28 protein-coding genes are annotated in these 24,398 nt (G+C 62.6%); 10 read left to right on the top strand and 18 right to left on the bottom strand.

The genetic code is table 11. From position 1 onward, the window contains the following. Nucleotides 1-222 precede the first annotated feature (222 nt). From hslV to K5Q02_RS06815, 3 genes are all read left to right on the top strand, one after another. Nucleotides 223-759: an ATP-dependent protease subunit HslV gene (gene hslV, locus K5Q02_RS06825; RefSeq protein ID WP_225837659.1), complete on the top strand. Its 537-nt coding sequence runs from the start codon at nucleotides 223-225 to the stop codon at nucleotides 757-759. A gap of 24 nt (nucleotides 760-783) precedes the next feature. After that, entirely contained in the window at nucleotides 784-2,124 is a 1,341-nt protein-coding gene (hslU, locus tag K5Q02_RS06820; RefSeq protein ID WP_225837657.1) for an HslU--HslV peptidase ATPase subunit, read from the top strand. Nucleotides 2,125-2,213: 89 nt separating this feature from the next. Next, nucleotides 2,214-2,585, top strand: coding sequence for a gamma-butyrobetaine hydroxylase-like domain-containing protein (locus K5Q02_RS06815; RefSeq protein ID WP_225837655.1), 372 nt, complete (start codon nucleotides 2,214-2,216; stop codon nucleotides 2,583-2,585). Between the two features lie 95 nt (nucleotides 2,586-2,680). Here the strand turns inward: K5Q02_RS06815 and K5Q02_RS06810 are convergent, their stop codons facing one another. From K5Q02_RS06810 to K5Q02_RS06770, 9 genes are all read right to left on the bottom strand, one after another. Further along, a complete protein-coding gene (locus K5Q02_RS06810; RefSeq protein WP_225837654.1) occupies nucleotides 2,681-3,445 on the bottom strand; it encodes a phasin family protein in 765 nt (254 codons plus the stop codon). A 536-nt stretch (nucleotides 3,446-3,981) separates the two neighbouring features. Further along, a complete protein-coding gene (locus tag K5Q02_RS06805) occupies nucleotides 3,982-5,055 on the bottom strand; it encodes an AlgP family protein (RefSeq protein ID WP_225837652.1) in 1,074 nt (357 codons plus the stop codon). Between the two features lie 158 nt (nucleotides 5,056-5,213). Then, the gene (gene rsd, locus K5Q02_RS06800) at nucleotides 5,214-5,675 is read right to left on the bottom strand and encodes a sigma D regulator (protein WP_225837649.1); all 462 of its coding nucleotides are present in this window, start codon (nucleotides 5,673-5,675) and stop codon (nucleotides 5,214-5,216) included. Between the two features lie 327 nt (nucleotides 5,676-6,002). After that, a complete protein-coding gene (locus K5Q02_RS06795; protein ID WP_225837647.1) occupies nucleotides 6,003-7,277 on the bottom strand; it encodes a heme biosynthesis HemY N-terminal domain-containing protein in 1,275 nt (424 codons plus the stop codon). After that, nucleotides 7,274-8,419, bottom strand: coding sequence for a uroporphyrinogen-III C-methyltransferase (locus K5Q02_RS06790; protein ID WP_225837645.1), 1,146 nt, complete (start codon nucleotides 8,417-8,419; stop codon nucleotides 7,274-7,276). The genes K5Q02_RS06795 and K5Q02_RS06790 overlap by 4 nt, the downstream gene beginning before the upstream one ends. A 16-nt stretch (nucleotides 8,420-8,435) precedes the next feature. Then, the gene (locus K5Q02_RS06785) at nucleotides 8,436-9,209 is read right to left on the bottom strand and encodes a uroporphyrinogen-III synthase (RefSeq protein ID WP_225837644.1); all 774 of its coding nucleotides are present in this window, start codon (nucleotides 9,207-9,209) and stop codon (nucleotides 8,436-8,438) included. Next, on the bottom strand, nucleotides 9,206-10,144 hold the full coding sequence (gene hemC, locus K5Q02_RS06780; protein ID WP_225837642.1) for a hydroxymethylbilane synthase: 939 nt from the start codon (nucleotides 10,142-10,144) through the stop codon (nucleotides 9,206-9,208). Before hemC ends, K5Q02_RS06785 begins: the two co-directional genes overlap by 4 nt. Before the next feature lie 98 nt (nucleotides 10,145-10,242). After that, the gene (locus K5Q02_RS06775; protein ID WP_225837640.1) at nucleotides 10,243-10,989 is read right to left on the bottom strand and encodes a LytR/AlgR family response regulator transcription factor; all 747 of its coding nucleotides are present in this window, start codon (nucleotides 10,987-10,989) and stop codon (nucleotides 10,243-10,245) included. Further along, entirely contained in the window at nucleotides 10,986-12,062 is a 1,077-nt protein-coding gene (locus K5Q02_RS06770) for a sensor histidine kinase (protein WP_225839611.1), read from the bottom strand. The genes K5Q02_RS06775 and K5Q02_RS06770 overlap by 4 nt, the downstream gene beginning before the upstream one ends. 217 nt (nucleotides 12,063-12,279) lie before the next feature. On the opposite strand from K5Q02_RS06770, the gene argH reads away from it, so the two are divergent. From argH to K5Q02_RS06755, 3 genes are read left to right on the top strand one after another with little or no spacing between them, the layout of a single operon-like run. Further along, nucleotides 12,280-13,674: an argininosuccinate lyase gene (argH, locus tag K5Q02_RS06765; RefSeq protein WP_225837638.1), complete on the top strand. Its 1,395-nt coding sequence runs from the start codon at nucleotides 12,280-12,282 to the stop codon at nucleotides 13,672-13,674. Then, nucleotides 13,674-14,228: an AAA family ATPase gene (locus tag K5Q02_RS06760; protein WP_225837636.1), complete on the top strand. Its 555-nt coding sequence runs from the start codon at nucleotides 13,674-13,676 to the stop codon at nucleotides 14,226-14,228. Before argH ends, K5Q02_RS06760 begins: the two co-directional genes overlap by 1 nt. A 28-nt stretch (nucleotides 14,229-14,256) precedes the next feature. Beyond that, nucleotides 14,257-14,736, top strand: coding sequence for a GNAT family N-acetyltransferase (locus tag K5Q02_RS06755; protein ID WP_225837633.1), 480 nt, complete (start codon nucleotides 14,257-14,259; stop codon nucleotides 14,734-14,736). Here K5Q02_RS06755 and K5Q02_RS06750 read toward each other — a convergent pair whose 3' ends face one another. Continuing rightward, the gene (locus tag K5Q02_RS06750; RefSeq protein ID WP_225837631.1) at nucleotides 14,737-15,402 is read right to left on the bottom strand and encodes a glutathione S-transferase family protein; all 666 of its coding nucleotides are present in this window, start codon (nucleotides 15,400-15,402) and stop codon (nucleotides 14,737-14,739) included. Between the two features lie 148 nt (nucleotides 15,403-15,550). Here K5Q02_RS06750 and K5Q02_RS06745 point away from each other — a divergent pair, with 148 nt between their 5' ends. Next, complete coding sequence (locus K5Q02_RS06745) at nucleotides 15,551-15,811, top strand: DUF4282 domain-containing protein (RefSeq protein WP_228747499.1); 261 nt, start codon at nucleotides 15,551-15,553, stop codon at nucleotides 15,809-15,811. 41 nt (nucleotides 15,812-15,852) lie between these two features. On the opposite strand, the gene K5Q02_RS06740 is transcribed toward K5Q02_RS06745, so the two are convergent. From K5Q02_RS06740 to K5Q02_RS06705, 8 genes are all read right to left on the bottom strand, one after another. Next, on the bottom strand, nucleotides 15,853-16,293 hold the full coding sequence (locus tag K5Q02_RS06740) for a GlcG/HbpS family heme-binding protein (protein ID WP_225837630.1): 441 nt from the start codon (nucleotides 16,291-16,293) through the stop codon (nucleotides 15,853-15,855). Beyond that, on the bottom strand, nucleotides 16,290-17,069 hold the full coding sequence (locus tag K5Q02_RS06735) for an SDR family NAD(P)-dependent oxidoreductase (protein ID WP_225837628.1): 780 nt from the start codon (nucleotides 17,067-17,069) through the stop codon (nucleotides 16,290-16,292). The genes K5Q02_RS06740 and K5Q02_RS06735 overlap by 4 nt, the downstream gene beginning before the upstream one ends. Then, nucleotides 17,066-18,604, bottom strand: coding sequence for a tripartite tricarboxylate transporter permease (locus tag K5Q02_RS06730; protein WP_225837626.1), 1,539 nt, complete (start codon nucleotides 18,602-18,604; stop codon nucleotides 17,066-17,068). Before K5Q02_RS06730 ends, K5Q02_RS06735 begins: the two co-directional genes overlap by 4 nt. 2 nt (nucleotides 18,605-18,606) lie before the next feature. Next, complete coding sequence (locus K5Q02_RS06725; RefSeq protein ID WP_225837617.1) at nucleotides 18,607-19,098, bottom strand: tripartite tricarboxylate transporter TctB family protein; 492 nt, start codon at nucleotides 19,096-19,098, stop codon at nucleotides 18,607-18,609. 65 nt (nucleotides 19,099-19,163) lie between these two features. Beyond that, complete coding sequence (locus K5Q02_RS06720) at nucleotides 19,164-20,180, bottom strand: Bug family tripartite tricarboxylate transporter substrate binding protein (RefSeq protein ID WP_225837615.1); 1,017 nt, start codon at nucleotides 20,178-20,180, stop codon at nucleotides 19,164-19,166. A gap of 61 nt (nucleotides 20,181-20,241) precedes the next feature. Further along, nucleotides 20,242-20,865 carry a 2-dehydro-3-deoxy-6-phosphogalactonate aldolase gene (locus K5Q02_RS06715; protein ID WP_225837613.1) on the bottom strand — a complete coding sequence of 208 codons (624 nt, stop codon included), beginning with the start codon at nucleotides 20,863-20,865 and terminating at the stop codon, nucleotides 20,242-20,244. Next, the gene (locus K5Q02_RS06710; RefSeq protein ID WP_225837612.1) at nucleotides 20,858-21,835 is read right to left on the bottom strand and encodes a 2-dehydro-3-deoxygalactonokinase; all 978 of its coding nucleotides are present in this window, start codon (nucleotides 21,833-21,835) and stop codon (nucleotides 20,858-20,860) included. The genes K5Q02_RS06715 and K5Q02_RS06710 overlap by 8 nt, the downstream gene beginning before the upstream one ends. Continuing rightward, the gene (locus K5Q02_RS06705) at nucleotides 21,832-22,629 is read right to left on the bottom strand and encodes an IclR family transcriptional regulator (protein ID WP_225837610.1); all 798 of its coding nucleotides are present in this window, start codon (nucleotides 22,627-22,629) and stop codon (nucleotides 21,832-21,834) included. The genes K5Q02_RS06710 and K5Q02_RS06705 overlap by 4 nt, the downstream gene beginning before the upstream one ends. Before the next feature lie 166 nt (nucleotides 22,630-22,795). Here K5Q02_RS06705 and K5Q02_RS06700 point away from each other — a divergent pair, with 166 nt between their 5' ends. The 3 genes from K5Q02_RS06700 (at nucleotide 22,796) to K5Q02_RS06690 (ending at nucleotide 24,247) form a co-directional block, all read left to right on the top strand. Then, nucleotides 22,796-23,071, top strand: coding sequence for a hypothetical protein (locus tag K5Q02_RS06700; RefSeq protein ID WP_225837608.1), 276 nt, complete (start codon nucleotides 22,796-22,798; stop codon nucleotides 23,069-23,071). A gap of 82 nt (nucleotides 23,072-23,153) precedes the next feature. Further along, on the top strand, nucleotides 23,154-23,909 hold the full coding sequence (locus K5Q02_RS06695; protein ID WP_225837607.1) for a substrate-binding periplasmic protein: 756 nt from the start codon (nucleotides 23,154-23,156) through the stop codon (nucleotides 23,907-23,909). Between the two features lie 92 nt (nucleotides 23,910-24,001). Further along, nucleotides 24,002-24,247: a TIGR02647 family protein gene (locus tag K5Q02_RS06690; protein ID WP_225837605.1), complete on the top strand. Its 246-nt coding sequence runs from the start codon at nucleotides 24,002-24,004 to the stop codon at nucleotides 24,245-24,247. Nucleotides 24,248-24,398 lie beyond the last annotated feature (151 nt).

Here is a 24,398-nt window from a genome sequence, read left to right as displayed (position 1 = left end):
TCCCGCACCTCGTGGATTTGGTGGGCTAAAGCCCACCCTACAACAGGGGCACCCTCTGTAGGGTGGGCCGGGCGGCGATCCGTTTCAGCCCACCGAACCAGACCTTACCCGCCACCCCGCAGCCACGGCCATTCTTCTACCGTTCATGCCGGCCGCCTTGAAGCGCGCACAAGCCATCCCCATATAACAGGTCAACCCCGGAGCTGCCGAAGGAGCACGCCCTTGACCACTATCGTTTCAGTCCGCCGCCACGGCAAAGTCGTCATGGGTGGCGACGGCCAGGTTTCCCTCGGCAATACCGTGATGAAAGGCAACGCGAAAAAAGTCCGTCGCCTGTACCACGGTCAGGTCATCGCCGGTTTCGCCGGCGCCACTGCCGATGCCTTCACCCTGTTCGAACGTTTCGAGTCGCAGCTGGAAAGGCATCAGGGCCACCTGGTTCGTGCCGCCGTAGAGCTGGCCAAAGACTGGCGTACCGATCGTTCCCTGAGCCGCCTGGAAGCCATGCTGGCCGTGGCCAACAAAGATGCCTCGCTGATCATCACCGGTAACGGAGACGTGGTCGAACCCGAGCATGGCCTGATCGCCATGGGTTCTGGCGGTGGCTTCGCCCAGGCCGCTGCCATGGCGCTGCTGCAAAAAGGCAGTGAAGACCTGGACGCCCGCGAGATCGCCGAAACCGCGCTGAAAATCGCCGGTTCCATTTGCGTCTTCACCAATCAGAATCTGACCATCGAGGAGCTGGACTCGGCCATCTAGGCCAGTCCTGATCGGAGCCCGCTCATGTCCATGACACCCCGCGAGATCGTCCACGAACTCAACCGCCACATCATCGGCCAAGACGACGCCAAGCGCGCCGTGGCCATCGCCCTGCGCAACCGCTGGCGGCGCATGCAGCTGCCAGCCGAGCTGCGCGCCGAGGTCACCCCCAAGAACATCCTGATGATCGGCCCGACCGGCGTCGGCAAGACCGAAATCGCCCGGCGCCTGGCCAAGCTGGCCAATGCGCCCTTCCTGAAAGTGGAAGCGACCAAGTTCACCGAAGTCGGCTACGTCGGCCGCGATGTCGAATCGATTATCCGCGACCTGGCCGATGCCGCACTGAAGTTGCTGCGCGAACAGGAAATCATCCGCGTACGCCACCGCGCCGAAGACGCTGCCGAAGATCGCATTCTCGATGCCCTGCTGCCAGCGGCACGCAACGGTTTCGCCGAGGAAGCTGCGTCGGGCACCGATTCCAATACGCGCCAGCTGTTCCGCAAACGCCTGCGCGAAGGCCAACTGGACGACAAGGAAATCGAAATCGAAGTGGCGGACAGCCCTGCCGGTATCGAAATCATGACGCCGCCCGGCATGGAAGAAATGACCAGCCAGTTGCAGAACCTGTTCTCCAACATGGGCAAAGGCAAGAAGAAAAGCCGCAAGCTCAAGGTCAAGGACGCCCTGAAGCTGGTGCGTGAAGAAGAAGCCGGGCGCCTGGTCAACGAGGAAGAACTCAAGGCCAAGGCCCTGGAGGCCGTCGAGCAGCACGGCATCGTGTTCATCGACGAGATCGACAAGGTGGCCAAGCGCGCCAATGCCGGTGGTGCCGACGTTTCCCGTGAGGGTGTGCAGCGTGATCTGCTGCCGCTGATCGAGGGCTGCACCGTCAACACCAAGCTGGGCATGGTCAAGACCGACCACATCCTGTTCATCGCATCCGGGGCCTTCCACCTCAGCAAGCCGAGCGATCTGGTGCCGGAGCTGCAGGGTCGCCTGCCGATCCGTGTCGAACTCAAGGCGCTGTCGCCTGAAGACTTCGAACGCATCCTCAGCGAACCCCATGCATCGCTCACCGAGCAGTATGTGGCGCTGCTGCAGACTGAAGGCCTGGGCGTGGAGTTCGCTGAAGACGGCATCAAGCGCTTGGCCGAGATCGCCTGGCAGGTCAACGAGAAGACCGAAAACATCGGTGCCCGTCGCCTGCATACGCTGCTGGAGCGCCTGCTGGAGGAGGTATCCTTCAGTGCCGGTGATCTGGCCGGCCAGCAGAATGGCGAGGTCATCCGTATCGACGCGGCCTACGTCAACAGCCACCTCGGTGAGCTGGCCGAGGACGAAGACCTGTCACGCTATATCCTCTAAGAGCAGCCACAAGCTGCAAGCTGCGAGTCGCAAGCACATCCGCTTCGGCTCTTCTTGCGGCTTGTAGCATGTGGCTTGGAGCTACCATCATGCTCGTCCCTACCTCGATCAAGCTGCACAAGGCGTCGCGCACGCTGGAACTGCAATACGGCAACGATAGCTACAGGTTGCCGGCAGAATTCCTGCGCGTGCATTCGCCGTCGGCCGAGGTGCAGGGCCATGGCAAACCGATTCTGCAAACCGGCAAACTCAATGTTGCATTGATCGGCATCGAGCCGGCAGGCAATTACGCGCTCAAGCTGACCTTCGATGACGGCCATGACAGCGGGCTGTTCAGCTGGGATTACCTTCAGCAACTGGCGCTGCGCCAGGACGACCTCTGGCGTGACTATCTGGCCGAGCTCGCCGCCGCGGGCAGATCTCGCGACCCCGATGAGTCGGTCGTGCGCCTGATGCTCTGATGCGCAGTCATCCGTAACGATTTGACGCAGCTATTTTCCTGCTGCAATGAAAACGCCCGGCACAAGACCGGGCGTTTTCGTTACCGCGTGCACCTTCAGGACTGATTGCCCGAGGCTGGCGTTGTAGCGGTTGCCGGTGAGGCGGCAGGCGTCGATGTGCTAACAGGCGCAGGCTTGGCAGCCGCTGGCTTCTTCGCTGCAGGCTTGCGTACCGGCTTGGCAGCTGGTTTAGGCGCAGCCTTCGCTGCCGGCTTGGCTGCAGGTTTGGCGGGACTCTTGGTGGCAGACGCAGGCTTGGCAGCTACCGCTTTGCCCGCTGCCGCTTTGGCGGCCGGTTTCACAGGCGCTTTCGCCGCAGGCTTGCTGGCAACTTTGCTCGCCGTCGCAGGCTTGCTCGCGGGCTTGGCGGCAGTGGACTTAGTAGCCGGTTTAGCGGCTGCCTTTGCGGGCAGGCCGGTAAGCGCCTCCAGTTGCCTGGTCAACAGCTCGACCTTGTCGTTGAGTGACTTGACCTCGCTGCGACTCGGCACGCCCAGGCGCGAGATGGCGCTATTGAGGCGTTTATCGAAAGCCTCCTCGAGCTCACCCCACTTGCCGATTGCCCTGTCCTTGACCTCATCGACACGGGATCTGGCACTACCGGTCGAAGGCTTCGCTGCATCGGCTTGCTGGCCTGCATCGCTCTTGGCAGCCTTCTCGGCTCTCTCGCCATCCTTGACCAGCGTGTCGAACAGCTTGGTGCCGTCCTTGCTGACCTTGGAATACGCGCCCAAGCCCGCCAACCAGATCTGCCGCGAGTACTTTTCAACCTCGCCGACCCACGAGCCGGTCTGTTTCTCGGATTTCTTTTTGACAGCCATCCTGCTCTCCTTATTGGGTAAGCGCGACGTGCTCGAGCAACGCGCTCAGCTCATCCAGCGTAGCAGACAGGGCTGGGGAGCCTGTCGCGCGGGAATGCCGAGCCGGTTGGGGGCGCCTGCCACGCTAGGATCCAGGGCCCGCTCGATCTTTCGATACTCACGACGACCCTGTTCTTCACGAAGGACACTCTGTTTCTGACTCCGTCGGCTGGCCTGTTGACCCATTCGACTCCTTCATTGACCCGCTTCTTGGCGCGCTGTTCCGCTGCATCGCCAATCCAGGCCGGCGCTCGGGAGAAGTACGAGCCCAGGCACACCACAGGATTTACATCCCCAGGCCAGTTACCTGCAGCTTGCGAAACATGGAAGCGACGACAAGGGAAACGGGCGCAACCGGCAGGCGCGGCAGAGAGGCGCCGAAACAGCAGGAAGGCAAGACAAGGATGTAGCAGCGAATCGATGCGAGCCATACCCTCGCGGGAGACAGCCCGCGAACACTCCGACAGGGAGTGCTCGCAGGCTTTCAGACAGCTGAATCAGCTGGCGTTAGGCGGGGTTACACCATTGGTATTGCTCGCCGCCGGAGCTGGAGGCGGGCTCGACTCGCTGGCAGGTTTGCCTGCAGCAGGGGCTGCAGCAGCCGGCTTGTCAGCTACAACTGGCTTGGCCGCAGGTTTGGCCGCCGCTGGTTTCGCTGGTGCTTTGGCAGCAGGTTTCGCGGCAGTAGGTGCTGGCTTGGCTGCGGTCTTGGTAGCAGCAGGTTTGGCAACTGGCTTGGCGGCGGCTGGTTTTGCAGCGGCTTTAGCAGCTGGCTTGGCGGCAGCAGGTTTCGCGGCGGCCTTGGCAGCTGGCTTGGCGGCAGCAGGTTTCGCAGCGGCTTTAGCAGCTGGCTTGGCGGCAGCAGGTTTCGCAACGGCTTTAGCAGCCGGCTTGGCGGCAGCAGGTTTCGCAGCGGCTTTAGCAGCCGGCTTGGCGGCAGCAGGTTTCGCGGCGGCTTTGGCGGCTGGCTTGGCGGCAGCAGGTTTCGCGGCGGCTTTGGCGGCTGGCTTGGCAGCAGCAGGTTTCGCGGCGACTTTGACAGCTGGCTTGGCAGCAGCAGGTTTCGCAGCGACTTTGACAGCTGGCTTGGCAGCAGCAGGTTTCGCAGCGACTTTGGCAGCGGGCTTGGCGGCAGCGGCAGGTTTGGCTGGGGCCTTGCTGCGAGTGGCCAAAACCTTGCTGGCAGCTTCACGAACCTTGCCGACGCCTTGGGCCAGTTTCAGGCTTTCCTGAGCATCACGCTTGAGCTGCACGATGTACTGACGGGTTTCGCTCTGGCGAGCCTGCAGCCCATCCAGTACGCCTTCCAGCTCGCCGACGGCGGACTTGGCCTTGGACTGAGCCTTGGCTTTGCCTGCAGCAACGGAGGCTTGCAGTTTACCGCGAGCCTTGTGCAGTTTTTCCTGTGCAGCACCGCGTTGCTTTTCCAGTTTGGCGAGCACTTTTTCAGCGTCGACCAAGGCTTGCGAGCAGGCACTTTCGAGGTGCTCGAGCAAGCTTCCGGAAAGCTGTTGAAGCAGGTGCAGCGGAGTGGTGACCGATTTCTTTTTCACGTTTTTCGTGGCCGACATGGCGCGCCTCCTGGCGGATGAGATGAAGCCATACTAGACCTGTGAATTTGCGCCCGCTAGCGGCGCTTTGCAAGCACATGCGTACAGCAACCGGAGCGGGCACCCGCACACAGAATCGGAGGAAACTAAAACGCCGCGAACTCGCGCGGCGTTGAGCGTCATACCGCGTCGGCGGTGGCCTGCTGCTGGTGAGCGGTGTGCAGCACTTCGATCAGGCAGTCTTCGAGTTCGAAGCGCTCATGCAGCATCTGCCCGAGGCGTTTGAGTTCGGCACTGACTGCCTCGACATCGCCACAATCACCTTCATCACAGCGATCATTGAACGCCAGTGCGGCTTCGGTGATCACTTCGAGGCGCGGGTAGATCTGCTTGGCCAGCTCGAGACCGCGCTGGTCACCGAACGCTCGGGCCTCTTCGGTAAGCTGCTGGTAGACCTCGAAATGCCCAGCGGAAACGTAGTCGACGAGGATCTCGCAGAAACGCTGCACGACGGCCTTGTCGCTGACATCATCGATGGCCGCATAAGCCTTGATCAGTTCAGCACGCTCCTGCAACCAGCGATCGATCAACAGGTGTACGCCGCCCCACCGCTCCTGTGCATTCTGGCAACTCTCGAGCATGGTGATCTCCCTCCCTTATCGGTATTTCCTGTAGGCATCCGGGCAACAACTATCGTTCAGCAAATCGTCGTCGCCCCGAATCGGAAGTTGGCTGATCGCCCTATCGGCAGCATTCACCTGCTGCCGTTCTGGTGTGAGCCATGCTCGTGCACCGACAACGACGAAAGCGTCACGCCTGATCCCTGAACGTGCAGCCGAGTCCGGACACTAGCATGATTCGTATTGCAGTCCGAACACTCATTTCCGCTCAGGGTATGCCCCCTCATCCAAGGCTTCAAGGCGCTTCGTCATAAGCACCGGAGCAGCGCCAGCGCAAGTCATCATGGCTCAGCTTGCAGGGCGCACAGCCTGCGACTCGGCGGTAGCGACGGCGGGAACGCTGACGACCTGCCCACTGAGGCGGCGATCGAGCAGGCCGAGGCCCTCTTGAAACAAGCGGTTACTGCGCTCCACTTCACCCAGTTGCGCGAGCAGCCGTGCGAGATCGGCACAGGTTTCCGGATGACGCTCGAAGGTCAGGCTGCTCTCGAAGTACTCTCGGGCCTTGCCCCACAGCTGGTTATGCAGGCTCAGACGGCCAAGGGTCAGCAGCAAGCCGGCATCGTTGGGGTGCTGTTTCAGCCAGCCCTCGGCAGCCTGCAGCTGGCGAGCCGGATCACGGCCATGCAGAAGGCCGTAAAGACGCGCCAGGCGACTGTCGTATTCGCGATTCAGTGCCTTGTTGAGCAGTTCCTCGGCACCCGGCTCGGCACCCAGCATACGCAGACGATCAACATATACCGCAAGCAGTTCGGGCTCGCCGCGCAGGTTGGGCGACAGTCGCTCCCAGGCCTGGGCCAGGGAAGGCAACGCGCTTTCATCGGCAGCGTTCAAGTCTATGCCGGTGAGGTATTCTCGCCAGGCACGACGCTCCAGCATCATCAGCTCGGCAGGAGCCAGCGCTTTCTCCTTGCGCAACACCGGCAGCAGTTTGAGCAGTGCTTGCCAGTCGCCACGTATCACGTACAGATCCTGCAATTGGCGTAACACTTGCGGGTTACGCGGATGACGCTCCTGCATCACCAGCAGCGTTTCCTGAGCGGTGTCCACCTGCCCACGTGCCAGTTGCAGCTCAGCGTGGGTCAGGGCGATGGCCAGCTCGGCATTGGGCTGGCGCTCCAGCGCCTCGGCCAACAGCGCGTCGCTTTCCTCGTAGTGCTCGAGATTGTGGGCGGCGCGGGCAGCGCCGAGGTAATGAATCAGCGGGCGCGGCTCATTGCGGGCAATTCGGCTCAGATGCGTCTGAGCCTTGGCCCAGCGGCCCTCGATCAGTTCCTGAAAGCCGTGTTCCGAGGCGCTGCGCACACGGCGCTCACGGTGCAGGCGTGACCACGGATTGACCAGCCCAAGCGAGGTCAACAGCGCACGAATGACCAGGCGCAGCAGCCACAGCGTCAGCCATACCGCCACGATCAGCAGCACGAATGCCCACAGCGTCGACTCGTAGCGGAAGCCCTGGTAGGCGAACAGCACATAGCCCTTGTGTTCGGAGATGGCCAGGCCAAGCAGCGCCAGGCCACCGATCACCACCAGGGCGAGCAGCAGCAGGTAAACGCGCTTCATGGGCGCTCCTCCTCGTTGCCAGCTGCCTCATCGGTCGGCGCATCCTTGAGACGCTCACGTGCCGATTGCTTGTGCTCGATGTAGGCCTGCACCGCATTGAGTGACTGCGTCAGCTCGGGCACCTCCACTTCGATGGGCTTGTCGACCAGTTCGCCAACCCGCGTGCGCAGGGCACGGCTATCGGGGTTGTCGCGATTGAAGTTGGCGTCCAGTACCTCGCCAGCCTGCTGCAGCGCCTGACGATAGACCTGGGTCTCGCCGTGCAGCGCCGCCCACTGCGCCTGTTCGAGCGCAAGACTCAGTGCCAGGCGTACCTGGGTCAGGCTTTGCCCGGCAAGCAGCGGGCGAATGTTCTGGTCGGCATTGAAATCGAGACGGAAGTACTGCGACAGCGTCTGCAGACCATTACTCCACCAGGTGCCTGGCGCGCTGTCCGCAGCCAGCTCACCGAGCACACCACCGTCTGCCACGAATTTCGGATTCAGCGAGTTCAACTGCGACGCCTGCTCGCGCAGGGCGCCAAGTTGCAGGAACAACCCGGTACGATCCGGATTCTCGGTCGAACGCAGCGCCTCCAGGCTCCTGGCCAATTGCTCGCGGGCCGCGAACGCTGCCGGGTCATTCTGATCGCGAACAATCTCGTCGGCCGCCTGCACCAGCGCCGTGGCGCTGTTGGTGTCCTGCAACGCGGACAAACGCAGACTGGCCAGACGCAGCAGATGCTCGGCCTCGGCCAGGCGCCAGTCCTGGCGGCTGGCGCCCAGCACGGTTTCCAGACGCTGATTGAGCAGTTGCTGATCACCCTGCAACTGGGCCACCAGGCGACGGCGTTCTTCCAGCTCCTCGACGGTCGGCAGCTGCCCGAAACGGTTGTCCAGAGTATTGGTACGCTGCGACAGCGCCTGGGTTTGGCTACGCGCCTCCTCGAGCTGCCCTGACTGCTGCGCCGCCTCGGCCTGCAAAGCGCGCAGTTGCCAAGCACTCCAGCCGCCGACACCAACACCGATCGCGCCGATCAGCAGGGCCACGGCCGCCAACGCAGAGCCCCGCGAGGCGGGTCTGGCTTCGCCGGTAGCCGGAGAAGATTCGAGGGCGGGTTGTACAGGCTGCTCCTGCTCTTTCGGGGTAGTCGCTTCGCTCACGTATCCATCCTTTGCTTCACAAGTCGGGCGAAGCCTGCGCACGCAAGGCCGCCAACAACGCCGCGGTATCAGCACCACGGCAATCCACAACATTCAGCGCACCCAGTTCGCGGGCCATGATGGCGACTCGCGGGCTGGGTACGAACAAGGGTAGTTGCGCCAGCTGCGGCCAGTCATCCGCTGCCAGTTGGCGCAGATGCATCAGACCCTGCCCACTGCTGACCGCCACGCCATTCAAGCGTTCCACCTGAAATAGCCGCTGCAGGGTGCCAACAGGATAACCCGGCAGCACGCGCCGATAGACCGGCAGGTAGTCGACCTCGACGCCCTGCCCCCGCAATTGCTCGGCTAGTAGGGTGCGCCCATCCTCGCCACGAATGATCAATACCCGGGGAAACAGCGCATCCTGCAGCGCCGTTTGCAGTGCTGGCAAGGCCAGTAACGCCTCGCTGTCGTCACCACCCTCTGGCCAGGCTACAGGCAGCCCGTAGTCGGCGAGAATCTGTCCGGTTCCCGCCCCTACGGTGAACCAGGGCTGATCGGCCAGCGGTTGTGGCCAGTAGCGATCGAGCAGATCGAGGCCGAAACGCGCAGCTGGCTTGCTGACCACGATGACCGCGGTATAGCGATGCAGGTCACAAATGAGCGCACTTTGCTCCGGGGTCTCCGGCAGCGGTTCGATACCCAGCAGTGGCAGGCAGGCGCCATGGACGCCCTCGCTGGCGAGCGCCGCAGCGAGCACCTGGCATTCCTGCTCGGGGCGCGTCAGCAGCAGGCGCCAACCGCTCACTCGGCAGCAGCCTCGCCGTAAATGGCCTGCAGGATCTCGCCAGCACCCTGGGCGAGCAAGGCTTCGGCTACCTCGATGCCGAGGCGCTCGGCATCTTCTGCGTCACCACGCTGCTCGGCACGCAGCAAACGGCTACCATCGGGCTCGCCGACCAGGCCGCGCAGCCACAGTTGCTCGCCTTCAAGAATCGCGTAGCAGGCGATCGGCACCTGACAGCCACCATTGAGGCGCTTGTTCATGGCCCGTTCGGCAGTGACCCGCAGGGCGGTCTCAAGGTGATTGAGCGGCGCCAACAGGGCCTGCAGTTCAGCATCATCAACCCGGCATTCGATACCGACCGCACCTTGCCCACCTGCAGGCAGACTGTGTTCGATGGCGATGGAGTCACGGATGCGCGCCTCGAAACCCAAGCGAATCAGGCCGGCAGCAGCGAGGATGATGGCGTCGTACTCACCGGCATCCAGTTTGGCCAGACGGGTATTAACGTTGCCGCGCAGGAACTGGATTTTCAGATCGGGCCGACGCGCCAACAACTGCGCCTGACGACGCAGGCTCGAGGTGCCGACCACGCTGCCCTGGGGCAGAGCGTCGAGGCTGTCGAAATGGTTGGAGACGAAGGCATCGCGCGGGTCTTCGCGCTCGCAGATGCAATACAGCCCCAGGCCCTCGGGAAAGTCCATCGGCACATCCTTCATCGAATGCACGGCGATGTCGGCCTGGTCTTCCAGCAGCGCGGTCTCCAGCTCCTTGACGAACAGCCCCTTGCCACCAATCTTCGCGAGCGGTGCATCGAGCAGTTTGTCACCGCGGCTGACCATCGGCACCAAGCTCACCAGCAACCCTGGATGGGCCTGTTCGAGACGAGCCTTGACGTATTCAGCCTGCCAAAGGGCCAGGGCGCTCTTGCGGGTAGCGATGCGAATTTCGCGGGGCATGGGGCAATTCCAGAAAACCGATTGCCACCGATGATAACAGGCTCTCGGGCCGCCAGCCCGAAGCCTCCTGCGACCCTTCGCCCTATCAGGTACGTGCGCTAGATGTGATTCATCATCTTGCGCACACCCGCCACGTGACGACGACTGACCACCAGTGCATCGCCATTGAGCCCCTTCAGATAGAGCTGAAAATGCCCCAGCGGCGTGCGCTGCAATCGCTCGATGCGCTCGCGAGCCACCAAGGCATTACGGTGGATGCGCACGAAGCGGTCACCAAACTCGTCCTCCAGCGCCTTGAGCGGCTCGTCCAGCAGTACTTCACCGCCCTCATGACGCAGGGTCACGTACTTATGATCAGCGATGAAATAGATCACATGATCAAGCGGGATCAGCTCGATGCCTTTACGGGTGCGGGCGCTAATATGACTGCGCGGTCCAACGCCACTTTCTGCAGCGGGACGGGTGAGCGCGGCCAATTGCACGCGGTTAAGACGCTCGGCCTTTTTCAGGGCCTCTTCGAGATGCTCGGGGCGTACCGGTTTAACCAGATAACCCACGGCACTGACCCGAAACGCCTCCAAGGCAAACTCATCATGAGCGGTGCAAAAGATCACCGCAGGCGGCGCTTCGCGTTCGCAAAGCCGAGCGGCAGCCTGGAGACCATCAAGGCCTGGCATGCGGATGTCGAGCAGCACCACATCGGGTTTGAGGCTTTCGACCAGAGCGAGTGCCTCTTCACCGTTGCTCGCAGAGGGCTCGACAACACGATAACCCTCCAGCGCGGCAACCATGCGGCTCAAGCGCTCTCGGGCAAGGGGTTCGTCATCGACGATCAAGACATTCATAATGATCTGGCTTCCTGCATGGGTCTTGCACATGGGTAGCGTAGACGGGTGTAGTGTCGGCCATCACGACGCTCCACGCTGAGACTGGCTTGCGAACCGAAAAGTGCCGCAAGACGCGCGTCGATATTGGCAAGCGCCTGGTGGGTACCGCGCGAGACCAAAGGCGTACCGCTGTCCTCGTATGGATTGCTGACACTGAGGTGAAACACACCATCGATGTAATTGGCTGATATCTGCACCAGTCCCCCTTCGATACGTGGTTGGATACCATAGATCAAAGCATTCTCCAGCAGCGGCTGCAGGGTCAGCTGCGGAATGGGTAAATCAGCGGGAACCTCATCAATCTCCCATTGCAACTGTAGTCGCTCGCCGAGCCTATAGTGCTCGATCGACAAGTATCGCTGCGCCAACTCCAGTTCCTCACTCCAACTTACGAGGGTACCGGGCCTGGCCAGACTTGCACGAAACAGGTCGGAAAGATCCAACACAGCCTGTTCCGCCCTGACAGAGTCTGTGACAACCAGGCTAGCGATGCTGTTCAAACTGTTGAACAGGAAATGCGGGCGGATCCTTGCCTGCAATGACTCGATGCGCGCACGCAGCTCCGCCTGCTCCTGGCGCCGCCACTGGCTCTGCAGATAGAAATAGCGCAACAGCAGTGCCGACATGATCAGGCTGATCAGGGCGTGACGCAGGTACAGGTTCACCTCGCCCTCGTGAGGTAGCGGTCCGCCAAGGTCGTAGTAATCGGCGACCGCCGTACAGCCGAGCGTCAGGCCGACCACCAGAGCGCAGCACGCCGCCCCGGCCCACATAGCCTGCAGCCGGGCGAGCAGGGGCCGCAAGCGGCACAGCAGCGCTGAGGACAACAGTACGATCCACTGCACGAACAACGACGTCAGCGCCAGGCGCACCCAGTCGAAACCGGGCAGCATCGGCTCGGCGAGTACCAGCACGAGCACCAGCAGTTCGGCTAGCAGTACGGTGGTGAGCAGCGCCTCGGGCTGGCACAGCTCGGGCACGAAGAAATCATCGGGCGCGGAGGGGGTCGAGGTCTTTCGATTGGTGTTCATCGCCGCAGTGTCCGCGCGCGCCTCGAAGCGAGCAAGAGAGCCCACCGCAAGCGGGCGAAATAACCCACCGAAATGCGTTACTGCTGATGAAATTGTGATCCAGCCAACACTCGCCCGAGCCGCTGCGCAGGCCGACGTGTCTGTTATCATCAGCAGACTTTTCCGTCGTGCCGGAAACTTCCGGCCCGTCCGCACCTGCATACAGCCGAGTCAGACCATGAGCATCGAAAAAACCAATCAGTCCTGGGGCGGCCGCTTCAGCGAGCCCGTCGACGCCTTCGTCGCCCGTTTCACCGCCTCGGTGGAATTCGACAAGCGCCTGTATCGCCACGACATCATGGGCTCCATCGCCCACGCCACCATGCTGGCCAAGGCGGGCGTGCTGACCGATGCGGAGCGCGATGCGATCATCGACGGCCTGACCCAGATTCAGGGCGAAATCGAAGCTGGCCAGTTCGACTGGCGCGTCGACCTGGAAGACGTGCACATGAACATCGAGGCGCGCCTGACCGACCGCATTGGCGTGACCGGCAAGAAGCTGCACACCGGCCGCTCGCGCAATGATCAGGTGGCCACCGACATTCGCCTGTGGCTGCGTGACGAGATCGACCTGATCCTCGCCGAGATCACCCGCCTGCAACAGGGCCTGCTGGAGCAGGCCGAGCGTGAAGCCGAGACCATCATGCCCGGCTTCACCCATCTGCAGACCGCTCAGCCGGTAACCTTCGGCCATCACCTGCTGGCCTGGTTCGAAATGCTCAGCCGCGACCACGAGCGCCTGGTCGATTGCCGCAAGCGCACCAATCGCATGCCCCTGGGCAGCGCCGCACTGGCGGGCACCACCTACCCGATCCAGCGTGAAATCACTGCCGAGCTGCTCGGTTTCGACGCTGTGGGCGGCAACTCGCTGGACGGCGTGTCGGATCGTGACTTCGCCATCGAATTCTGCGCCGCGGCGTCCATCGCGATGATGCACCTGTCGCGCTTCTCGGAAGAGCTGGTGCTGTGGACCAGCGCCCAGTTCCAGTTCATCGACCTGCCGGATCGGTTCTGCACCGGCTCCTCGATCATGCCGCAGAAGAAGAACCCGGACGTACCCGAGCTGGTACGCGGCAAGACCGGCCGTGTGTTCGGCGCTCTGACCGGCCTGCTGACCCTGATGAAAGGCCAGCCACTGGCCTACAACAAGGACAATCAGGAAGACAAGGAGCCGCTGTTCGACGCCGCCGACACCCTGCGCGACTCGCTGCGCGCCTTCGCCGACATGATCCCGGCGATCAAACCCAAGCACGCCATCATGCGCGAAGCGGCCCTGCGCGGTTTCTCCACGGCCACCGATCTGGCTGATTACCTGGTACGCAAGGGCCTGCCTTTCCGCGACTGCCACGAAATCGTCGGCCACGCGGTGAAATACGGCGTGGACAGCGGCAAGGATCTGGCCGAGATGAGCCTCGAAGAACTGCGCCGCTTCAGCGACCAGATCGAACAGGATGTGTTCGCCGTGCTGACCCTGGAAGGCTCGGTGAACGCCCGCGACCATATCGGCGGCACCGCACCACGCCAGGTACGCCTGGCTGTGGAACGCGGCCGGGCCCTGCTCGCCTCGCGCTGATGATTGCCGGCCGACGCATTTCGGTGGTCGGCTGTTCGGGCGCGGGCAAGACCACGCTGTCACGCCAACTGGCGCGACAGCTCGGTTATCGCCATGTCGAACTGGATGCCCTGTATCACCAGCCTGACTGGCAAACCCTGCCCACTGAGCAGTTTCAGGCACAGGTCGCCGAGGCTATAGAGGGCGATGGCTGGGTCGTGGAAGGCAACTACTCCTCGGCTCGCCCTCTGGTGCTGGAGCGCACGGACATGGTGATCTGGCTGGATTTACCGCGGCCAACCGTGATGCGCCAAGTGCTGTGGCGCACATTGCGACGGTTGTTCAGCCGCCAGGTACTGTGGAACGGCAACCGCGAGCGCTGGAGCAACCTGTTTAGCCTCAAGCCCGAACAGTCGATTCTCGTCTGGGCCTGGACGCGTCATGCCATTTACCGGCAGCGTTACGGCGAAGAAATGCGCAACGCCCCGGCTCATCGTCATTACCTGCGACTCGATTCACGCCAGGCAGTCGAACGTTTCCTGACCAGCCTGCCGACTGACGTAACCATTCGATAACACGATTCACTCTTTCCGGAAGAACCAGATGCCACTCAACATTCGCCCTGCGGTGCGCGAAGACGCCGCCCTGATCCTGCGTTTCATCACCGACCTGGCCATCTACGAAAAGGCCGAGCACGAGGTCAAGACCGACGTTGCCGGCATCGAGAGCAGTCTGTTCGCCGAGGGTGGCACGGCCCATGGCCTGATCTGCGAGCTGGACGGCGAGCCCATCGGTTACGCCGTGTACTTCTTCAATTACTCGACCTGGCTGGGCAAGCACGGCCTGTATCTGGAAGACCTCTACGTCACCCCGCAACAACGCGGTGTTGGCGCAGGCAAGGCGCTGCTGCGCCACCTGGCCAAACTGGCGGTGGCGCGTGGTTGCGGGCGTTTCGAGTGGTCGGTACTGGACTGGAATCAGCCGGCCATCGACTTCTACGACTCCATCGGCGCGAAACCGCAGAACGAGTGGATCGGCTACCGCCTCGCCGGCGAAGCCCTGACCCGCTTCGCCGCAGGCTGATCAGCCCGCCACGCGGGCCTTCATGTGTGCCATGAACGGCCCGAACGCCGCCTCTTTGTCAGCCGCTACCCGCTGTACATTGGGGTTCGTGGCAAAGCGCTCGAGCAGTGCGCGGGCCTCGGAAAAATCGGCGAGCAGGTCGATCTCGAACAGCTTGTGCGCCACGGCGGCGGCCAGGTCGATGCTGTACAGGAAGTACAGGTCGGCCAGGCTCATGCTGTCACCGGCCACGTAAGGCGAGAACACACCCAGGCGCTTTAGCGAGTCGACACCGGCGAGCAATTCCTCGCGACCCTTTTTGAGAATCGCCGGATCCAGCTGCATGCCGAAAAACGCCTGGGCGTAGCAGTAGCGCGCCGGCAACTCGATATACAGCTCGATGTGCCTGGCCAGCTCACGCGCCTTCGCCTGCTCGAACGCACCCTGCGGCAATAGCGCGGTGCCCTGCCCCAGCGCCTCGAGGTACTCGAGGATCGCCGAAGTCTCGCTGATAAAGCCCTCGTCGCACTCCAGCACCGGCACCTTGCCGCGTGGGCTGATGGCCAGGAAGGCTTGCTCGCGGCATGCGTAGGCACGCACCTCTTCGAAGGGCAGCCCCTTCTCCAGCAGGGCGAGCTTGACCATGTTGTAGTAATTGCTGACGGCGAAACCGTGGAGCCTGAGCATGGATAGGTATCCTCTGATAGACAGCCGGGACGAGCACGCTAACCTCATTTCAGGCGCGTTACCACGAGCGCTCCAGTCCAACTGGCTGCGGCCGCTCTGGCCTGCTACTCTCCCGCCGCCTCGGGCTCGGCGCCCGGGAATCCCTACCATGGACTGGAGTTACACCATGAAGAACCTGTTCTTCTTCGACGCGATGCTCACCCCGAAAATCATCACCTTCGTCTACTGGCTGTTGCTGCTCAGTGTGGCGATCAGTGGCCTGACGATGATGTTCAGCGGTTATGGCAGTTTTCTTGGCGGCCTCGGCACCCTGATCGGCGGTGCCATCGGCGCGCGTATCTGGTGCGAGCTGATGATCGTGCTGTTCAAGATCCACGAAAACCTGCAGAAGATCGCCAACCGCACGTGATGTGAGTACGCCCGCGCACCTTGCATGCGCGGGCGCTGCAGCTACTCCAGCGCGGCGGCTCCTGCCAGCGCGACCTGCCCGTCCTGGGTCGGGTGCATGCCCGACACACCGATGGCGCCGATGACCTTGCCGTCCTGCACCAGCGGCACACCGCCCTCCAGCAGAATGGCGTTGTGCATCGACAACAAGCGCAATGCCGCACCGCCGGTAGCCAGGGTCTCTTCGAAGCCCTTGGTGGAACGCTTGAACAGCGCAGCGGTGGAGGCCTTCTTGATCGCCACCTCGACACTGCCCAGCGCCGCTTCATCGAGCTTGTGCAACACCACCAGATGACCACCGCTGTCGGCCACGGCAATCACCATCGGCCAGCCATTGGCGCGAGCCTCCCGCTCGGCAGCCGCCGCGACATGCCGCGCCTGCTCCAGACCGATAGGCAGGCCATAACTCAATACCCCTGGGGCGAAAGCGACTGACGCAGTCATGGCATCGCCTGCCCGCCGTTGACGTCGAGCACCTGGCCGGTGATGTAGCCACTGCAGGCATGGGACGCGAGAAACAGGTACGAAGGCGCCATTTCCTCTGGGGTGCCGAAGCGACCCATCGGGATGGTGGTACTGACCGCAGCGCGTGCGGCCTCATCCTTGTCGGCGTGAAAGGCGGTGTCCACGGTACCCGGCGAGACGATGTTGAAGCGGATATTGGCCGGAGTGAATTCACGCACCCAGTTGCGCTGAATGTTGTGCAGCCAGGCCTTGGCCGCCGCATACAGGCTCGCGCCCGGGCCACCGCCGCCATGTGCGGCAATCGAGCCGGTAGTGATTACCGACGCGCTTTGCCCGCTGGCCTTGGCCGAAGCGCGCAGATGAGGGATGGCTTCTCGGGTGACCATCAGCGCCGAGCGCAGGTTGACGTCGGTCATGGCGTCGAAGAAGACGTCGTCGATGCTCTCCAGACCTCGGCGCTCCAGCAGTGCGCCGGCGTTGTTGATCAGCACGTCGATGCCGCCGAAACGTTCGACGAACGCCGCGACTGTAGCCACACAGGCATCGGTCTTGCCCAGATCACCGGCGAAAAACGCGGCCTGGCCGCCATCGGCCGACAGCTCGCTGAGCAGTGCATCGAGATTGGCCGGCGTGTTGCGCGCGGTGATGCCGACATGGGCGCCAAGCTTGGCGAAGGCACGCGCGGTGGCCAGGCCGATGCCCAGGGTGGAGCCGGTGATCAGCACGCGCTTGCCGCGCAGGTCATTGAAAGTCATTGGGTACATTCCTCTTTGCGATGGGCAGGTGATTGCGGGGGGATGCCGGCACGGCGCTTGAGCACGCGCAGTAACAGCGGCAGCATCCACAGCGACAGGGTGATGATGGCCAGCGTCAGGGAAACCGGGCGTTCGAAGAACACCATCAAGTCGCCCTGGGCACGCATCATCGAAGTGATGAAGGTTTCCTCGAGCATCGGCCCAAGAACGATGCCAAGAATCATCGGCGCCAGCGGAAAGCCGTTTTCTTCCATGAAGAACCCGATGATGCCGAAGGCGAGAATGATGGCGATGGCGAACAGGGTGTTTTCCACGGCGAAGGCGCCGACGATGGAGAACGCCAGGATCACCGGCATGAGGATGCTCTGCGGCACCTGCAGCACACGCTTGAACAGCTTGATGGCGAGAAAGCCAAAGGGAACCAGCAGGATGTTGGCGAGGAGGAAGGCCAGGAACACCGCGTTGATCATGTCGGCGTTCTCGGTGAAGATCGTCGGCCCCGGATTCAGCCCCTTCATGAACAACACGCCGATGACGATGGCGGTCAGCGAGTCGCCTGGAATGCCAAACACCGTGGCCGGGATGAAGCTGCCACCCACCGCCGCGTTGTTGGCTGCAGTAGCCGGGACGATCTTGGCCATGTTGACCTCGTCCGGCGTGGTGCGTTTGGCCGCAGCGCGCTTGGACATGGCGTAGGAAATGTACGCCGCCACATCGGCCCCCGCCCCCGGCAGGATGCCGATCAGCACGCCCACGAACGAGCCTTGAGCCACGCCCGCCTTGTATTTGAAGATGTCGCGCAACGCCTGCAACAGCATGGGTTTCTGCGGCACCAGCGCGGCCTGCCGGGAATTACCGACGCGGCTGTTGCGGGTGCAGAAACGCAGAATTTCCGCCACTGCGAACAGGCCGATGATCACCGGGATAAAACCCAGGCCACCGAGCAGGTCGGCATTGCCAAAGGTGAAGCGCGCCTCGCCAGACACCGGATCCAACCCCACGCTTGCCACCAGCAAACCCAGCAGCAGCGAAACCGCGCCCTTGACCGGCGAGCTGTCGGAAACCGCGATGGCGGCGGTCAGCCCCATGCAGGCCAGCCAGAAGTATTCGAACGAACTGAAGTTGAGGGCGAACTCGGCCAGGAATGGTGCGAACAGAATCAGCGCCAGTACGCCGATGCTGCCGCCGATTGCCGAACTGACCGCGCTCATGCTGAGGGCATATTCGCCTAGGCCACGTTGCGCGAGGCTGTAGCAGGGCTCGGTATAGGCCGCCGAAGCCGGCGTGCCAGGCATGCGCATGTACACCGCGGGCAGGTCACCGGCGAAGATCGCCATGGCGGCCATGGTGACGATGGCAGAAATCGCCGGCACCGGATCCATGAAGAAGGTCACCGGTACCATCAGCGCTACCGCCATGGTCGCGGTGAGGCCAGGGATGGCACCGACGAACAGGCCGTAGATGGCAGCCACCACCATCACCGCCAGAACCTCGAATGTCATCACCATGCCGAAAGCATTGATTATCGCGTCCACACTCAGCCTCCTAGGTAGTCGGTGAGAAAGCCCATGGGCAGTTGCACGCTCATCACCTGCTGAAAGAACAGGTAGAGAAACAGGGTGACCAGCACTGCAGTCACCCAGGACAACAGCGGTCGGCCACTGAAGCGCTGGCACAGCACGCCGACCAGCACCACGCAACAGAGCAGGAATCCGGCGCTTTCGATGGCGGCGATGAACGCCACCACCAGCAGCGGTACCAGCAGGATGTTGATCACCCGCTCACGATCACGCAGCCAGGGGCCGGCCTGCACCAGCCAGAAGCCACCGCCCTGCTGAACCAGCGCCAGGCGCACGCCCTTGATCAGCAGGATCACCCCGCAGACCGCCAGCAAGCTGCCGATGATCGACGGGAAAAAACCGGCACCGTATTGGAAGAACGGTGAAACCTTCATCTGCTGGCCGTGCAAAAGAACACCCAGCCCGAGCAGGGTGAAGAGCACCCCAAGGGTGATGTCGCTGAATTTCATGCTGTGCGCTCCTGACGATCAGCCGCCCTACCGCCTGCCTGTTCGGCAGGCGGGTGGCGCGACGATTACGGATTGAGCTTGCTGATCAGTGCCTGGACGTCACGGGTGTGCTGCTCCAGGTACTCACCGAAGGCTTCGGCGTTGCGCCACTGCGGACGGAAGCCGCGAGCTTGCATTTCCTTGCGCCATTCGGGGTCGTTGTAGATTTTCTCCAAGGTCGCTTCGAGCTTGACCTTGATGTCATCCGGCAGGCCGGCAGGCGCCACCAGCGCGCGGAACGAACCCAGTTCCAGATCCAGACCGGTTTCTTCTTTCAGGGTCGGCACGTCTGGATAGGCGGCCTGGCGCTCGGAGCCGAAGACCGCGAGGCTGCGCACCTTGTTGGAACGCAGCAGCGCATCGGCCTCAGGCAGCGAGCACGGCACGAAGTCGACGCCACCGGCAGCCAGATCCTGCATCGCCGCAGCGGCGCCCTGACCGGGAATCATGCGAATTTTCTGCAGGTCGACCTGCCAGGCATCCAGCAACCCGGCCACGGCCATCGGCCAGGAGCCGCCACAACCGCCGGCACAGGCGATGGTGTATTTGGCGGGGTCGGCTTTCAGCGCATCGAGCGCCTGACGCAGGCTGGTGAAGGGCGAATCGGTATTGACCTGGAAACCGGCCAGGTCGAAGTTGTACTGGCCGATGGGCGTGAAGTCGCTGGCCTTGAAGTCGGCCTGACCCATTTCCTTGTAGTGGGCATAGTTGAACAGGATGCCCAGGGTGTAGCCATCGGCCTTGGAGCTGATGATCTTCTGGATACCGACCACGCCACCGCCCTGCCCCAGGTTGATGACGTTGAACTGCTGCCCCAGCTCCTGCTTGAGGTACTTGGACAGGATTCGCGCGGTACCGTCGGAGCCACCGCCCGCACCAGCCGGCACGATGATGCTCACCGGGCGGCTTGGCCATTCGGCGGCCATCGCCGGCATGGCCAGGCCCAGTGCCAGGGTCAGTGCGGCCAACTTGCAGCCGGCGCGGCTCAGCAGTTTGCCGAAAGTGGAAGACTGCGACATGCGAGGTGCATGGTTAACGAGCATAACGAGCTCTCCTTTTATTATTGTCGAGTACGGCTGTCATGTTGATCGGGTGCAGCGAATCTCAGTGTTGCGTCGCCCTCCAGGCCGCCACGAAGGCCTTGCCGTTTTCGCCCACTTCAGCAGCGCTCATGCCCGGCGTGTACAGCGCCGAACCGAGACCGAAGCCGCTGGCACCGGCATCCACATAGGCCGCCATGCCGGCAGGCGTGATGCCGCCGACCGGCAGCAGAGCGATGTCGCGCGAGAACACCGCGCGCCAGGCTTTGACGATCGACGGGTTGAACTGCTCGGCGGGAAACAGCTTGAGTACCTGGGCGCCGGCTTCCAGCGCGGCGAAACCTTCACTGGGCGTAGCCACGCCCGGCGAGCTGAACAGCCCGGCGCGGCGTGTGGCGCGAATCACCTCAGGGTTGCAATTGGGCGACACGATCAGTCGGCCGCCGGCCTGCGCCACCTCCTCGACCTGCCCGGTGCTGAGCACGGTGCCGGCACCGATCAGCGCTCGATCACCCAGTTCAGCGGCCAGCAAGCCGATGCTCTTCAAGGGTTGCGGCGAGTTGAGCGGAATCTCGATCAAGCGGAAGCCGGCTTCATATAGCGCCAGGCCGACCGGCACGATCTCCTCCGGCTTAACGCCACGCAGGATGGCAATCAGTGGCAATTGCTGCAGATAGGAATCAGACATGCAGAGCACTCCTCGAAACGACGGTGGGCGTTGCGGTGACAAGGGCGGCAGCGCAGGCCAGGTGCCAGAGCCCTGCGACCCCGGCGTTTTCCAGGGTGCGTACGAAGGCCACGTCGAAGCGCCCCAGGGCTAAGCGATAGCGTTCGCACAGGTGCGCATCACCGATCAGCACCAGGGGCGGGCAGGCGCCTTCCTCGATGCCGGCGAGCACGCTGCGCAGCTCCTCACCGATCAGCAGCCCGGAGAGGTAATCAAGGCTTTCGCCGGCGGTCAGGCGCTCGGTCAGCAACAGGCTCCGGGTGCTGAACAGGCGCCCGGAAACACCTTCGGCGGCGCTTTGTCGGGCGGCGTCGAGGCCGCGAAAAAAGGCTTCATCGCTGCGCTCGATGCCTTGCTCGCGGGCCGGACGCCCGAGAATCGAATGATCACGCAAGACCGCGAACAGCTCGCCGGTCATATGGGTGGTGAAGTGGCTGATCGCGCCGTCGCGTACCGTCACCCATTTACTGTGGGTGCCAGGCAATACCAGCAAGGCATTCTCACGCAGTTCCGGGGCCAGTTGCAGGGCGCCGAACACCTGGGTTTCCTCACCACGAATCACGTTGGGCAGTGCGCTGGCATCGAGCACACCTGGCAGCAGATGCAGCGGGCCAAAGGCGGTATCCACAACCAGCAAACCGTCGACCAGATCGCTGGAAGTAGCTGGGCACAGTGCGTAAGGCACCTCGCGCCAACCCTGACGGCTGCCAATCATGCCGCACGTCAGCGCCGGCAGGCCCGGCCATTGGCGATACCAGTCACCAACCAGTTCTTCATAGGCGCGGGCGAAGTCGCCATCCGGCGTGTGCTGGACGCCCCACGGCCGGCTCTGCATGGCCAGCACCTGACCGCCTTCACCCAGTAGATAGGCGCGTAGCGATGAGGTGCCCCAGTCGAGGGCGATCAGCGTCGGCGTGAGGCGTTCGGTCATGAGGCACTCCAGCCCAGTTCTCGGGAAATGGCGACGGCACAGGCGATCACGTCCGGGCGCAACTCGTGCAAGCGCGCTTCCGGCATGTAAGGAATGGCACTGGCGACACTCAGCGCGGCGACGATCTGCCCGCTGGCATCGCGCACTGGCGCAGCGACACAACGCACGCCCAGCTCGTTCTCTTCCAGATCAAAGCTGAAGCCGCCTTCGGCATAGCGGCTCATAAGCCCACGGAAATCGTCCCAGGGAGTGAATTCTTCACGCAGACCAGACTGCCCGGCGCGACGCTGCAGGCCCTGCTCATAGAACTCAAGCCATTGCGCTTCAGGCAGATCGAGCATCAGTGACTTGCCGATGCCGGTCAGCGCCAGCGGCATACGCAGGCCAATCCGCGAGCGCATTTCCAGGCCACGGCTGCTCGGCAATTTCTCGATGTAGAGCACATCGCCGTCGTCTCGAATGCCCAAATGCACAGTGTCTTGGGTAAGGCGTGCCAGCGCTTCGAGGTGGGGCCGCGCAACGTTTGCCAAGGGCATTTGCGCACGGGCCTTGTAGCCCAGCTCGATGAGCTTGGGGCCGAGCTGATAGCCACCGGCACTGCCACCGATGGCACGCAGGTAACCGGCCTGTACCAAGGCGGCGATCAGACGATGGGTTGTACTACGCGTGCAGCCGATAGTCGCGCCGATGTCGACCAGGCTACTGGCGCCTTGGGCAACGGCGTCGATTACAGCCAGGCCTCTGAACAGCGCCTGGGCACCTGAAGGTGCTTGGTTGTTATTTTTATCGGGCATGGGGCTCTCCTGGAGGTGGACTCTAATCGGCTTTCTATCAATTCTCAATATGCGAGATAAACTCCCATATTATAGGAATTAGTTGTGGCATATGGCATTACGCATGGCCAGCCTGCGGGCGCTCTGTCTAAACTGGCAGCTCCTTCCCGCCACATGGATCTGCGACATGAGCACTGCCGACGAGCACGACGACGAAACCTTCACCGAGAACACGCTGGTTCAGGCCATCGAGAATCAGTTGGAATCCGGTGAGCCGGCCTTCACTCAGTCAGTGCTGAACAAGCTGACGCTGGTAGGCTACGAGCGCGAAGAGATCGTGCAGATGATGGCCATGGTGCTCGCCCACGAAGTGGACGCCATGCTGCGCGAGGATCGTCCCTTCGATGCTGAAGGTTACGAGCAGGCGCTACGCGCCCTGCCGACGCTGCCCGAGGAAAGCTGAACCGGCAATGACCGCGAGCCACCTTTTCCACTGCCTGGCTCGCTGGTAAGGTGTTCCGATAGCCCATGTGGATTAGCTACGGATGCGCAACTCCACCTCTATCCGCTTTTGCCTTGCGCTGCTGGTTGCGGCGAGCAGTTCGGTGCGGAGCCAGGAAACCCTGCGCATCGGCGCCGAAGACGACTGGTATCCCTACACCGCGTACCGTGACGGCAAGATTCAGGGCATGTCAGTGGATATCGTCGAAGCGGCCTTCGGCGCCAGCGACATTCCCATCGAACTGGTGCCATATCCCTATTCGCGCTGCATGCAGATGGCTCACGACGGCCAACTGGCAGCATGCTTCAACACCTCGCCGGACGAGCGTATCGACAGCGACTTTCTGATCCCCCAGGAGCCGCTGTTCAGTGATGACATCCTGCTCTGGGGGCAACGCGGTGTGGCACCCGATGAAAAGCTCGAGCACCTGGACGGGCGCAAGGTCGCCGTGACCATCGGCTATGAGTACGGGCCACGGCTGGATAACGACCAACAGGTGATCCGCGTGCCGGTGCGCCGTGACCTCAGCGGTTTTCTGATGCTGCAACATGGCCGCGTCGACTTCGTCGCAGCCTACCGCGGCACCGCGCAGGCATTGTTTATTGAACACCCCGAGCTACAGGGCCAATTCGCCGTGGTGGCGACCCTGCATCGACCCGAATTGTACCTGAGCTTCTCACGTCACCAGCCCAACGCGGCAGAGCTGGTCAAGCGCTTCGAGCAGGGCATGCGCACCATCCATGACAATGGCCGCTACCAACAGATTCTCGATAGCTGGCAACACGCCCCAGCGAACTGACGCCGGCTTGACTACACTTGCCCTGCGGGGCGCCAGACACCCCCGGAGCCCACGGCAGACGCCGTGTACGACAACAACAGGCAGGAGTCACCATGGCATTTACCGCCGAACTGGTCGCCGAACTGGAAATCCTTTTGCTGTTCAATCTGGACAACGGTCAGGAGGGATTGAAGATCCACCATACTGCAGCACCCTCTGCCGTCGCCGCTGCCGGGCGCCTGCACGAGAAGGGCCTAATCAGCCTCAGCGATGGCGGCTACTTGACCCGCCTGGGTCACGAGGCCGCCGAGCATGCGCAAAGCCTGCGGGCCATTCTCACCGCACCACAACCGGCTTGACCTCTGACCAACGCCTGCTGCCTTGATGGCGGCAGGCACCTCCCCGCGTAACGATCGCGCCAGAGCACTAAGCATCTATTCAGAGTGACTGCTCAGCCCTTCGCAACACAGCTTGCGCTGAAACGGAAACACGCCCTAGTCTTGCTCACCA

This window comes from Pseudomonas sp. MM211, from assembly GCF_020386635.1.
Taxonomy (GTDB): Bacteria; Pseudomonadota; Gammaproteobacteria; order Pseudomonadales; family Pseudomonadaceae; genus Aquipseudomonas.
This window is presented reverse-complemented; position numbering and strand designations above follow the sequence as displayed.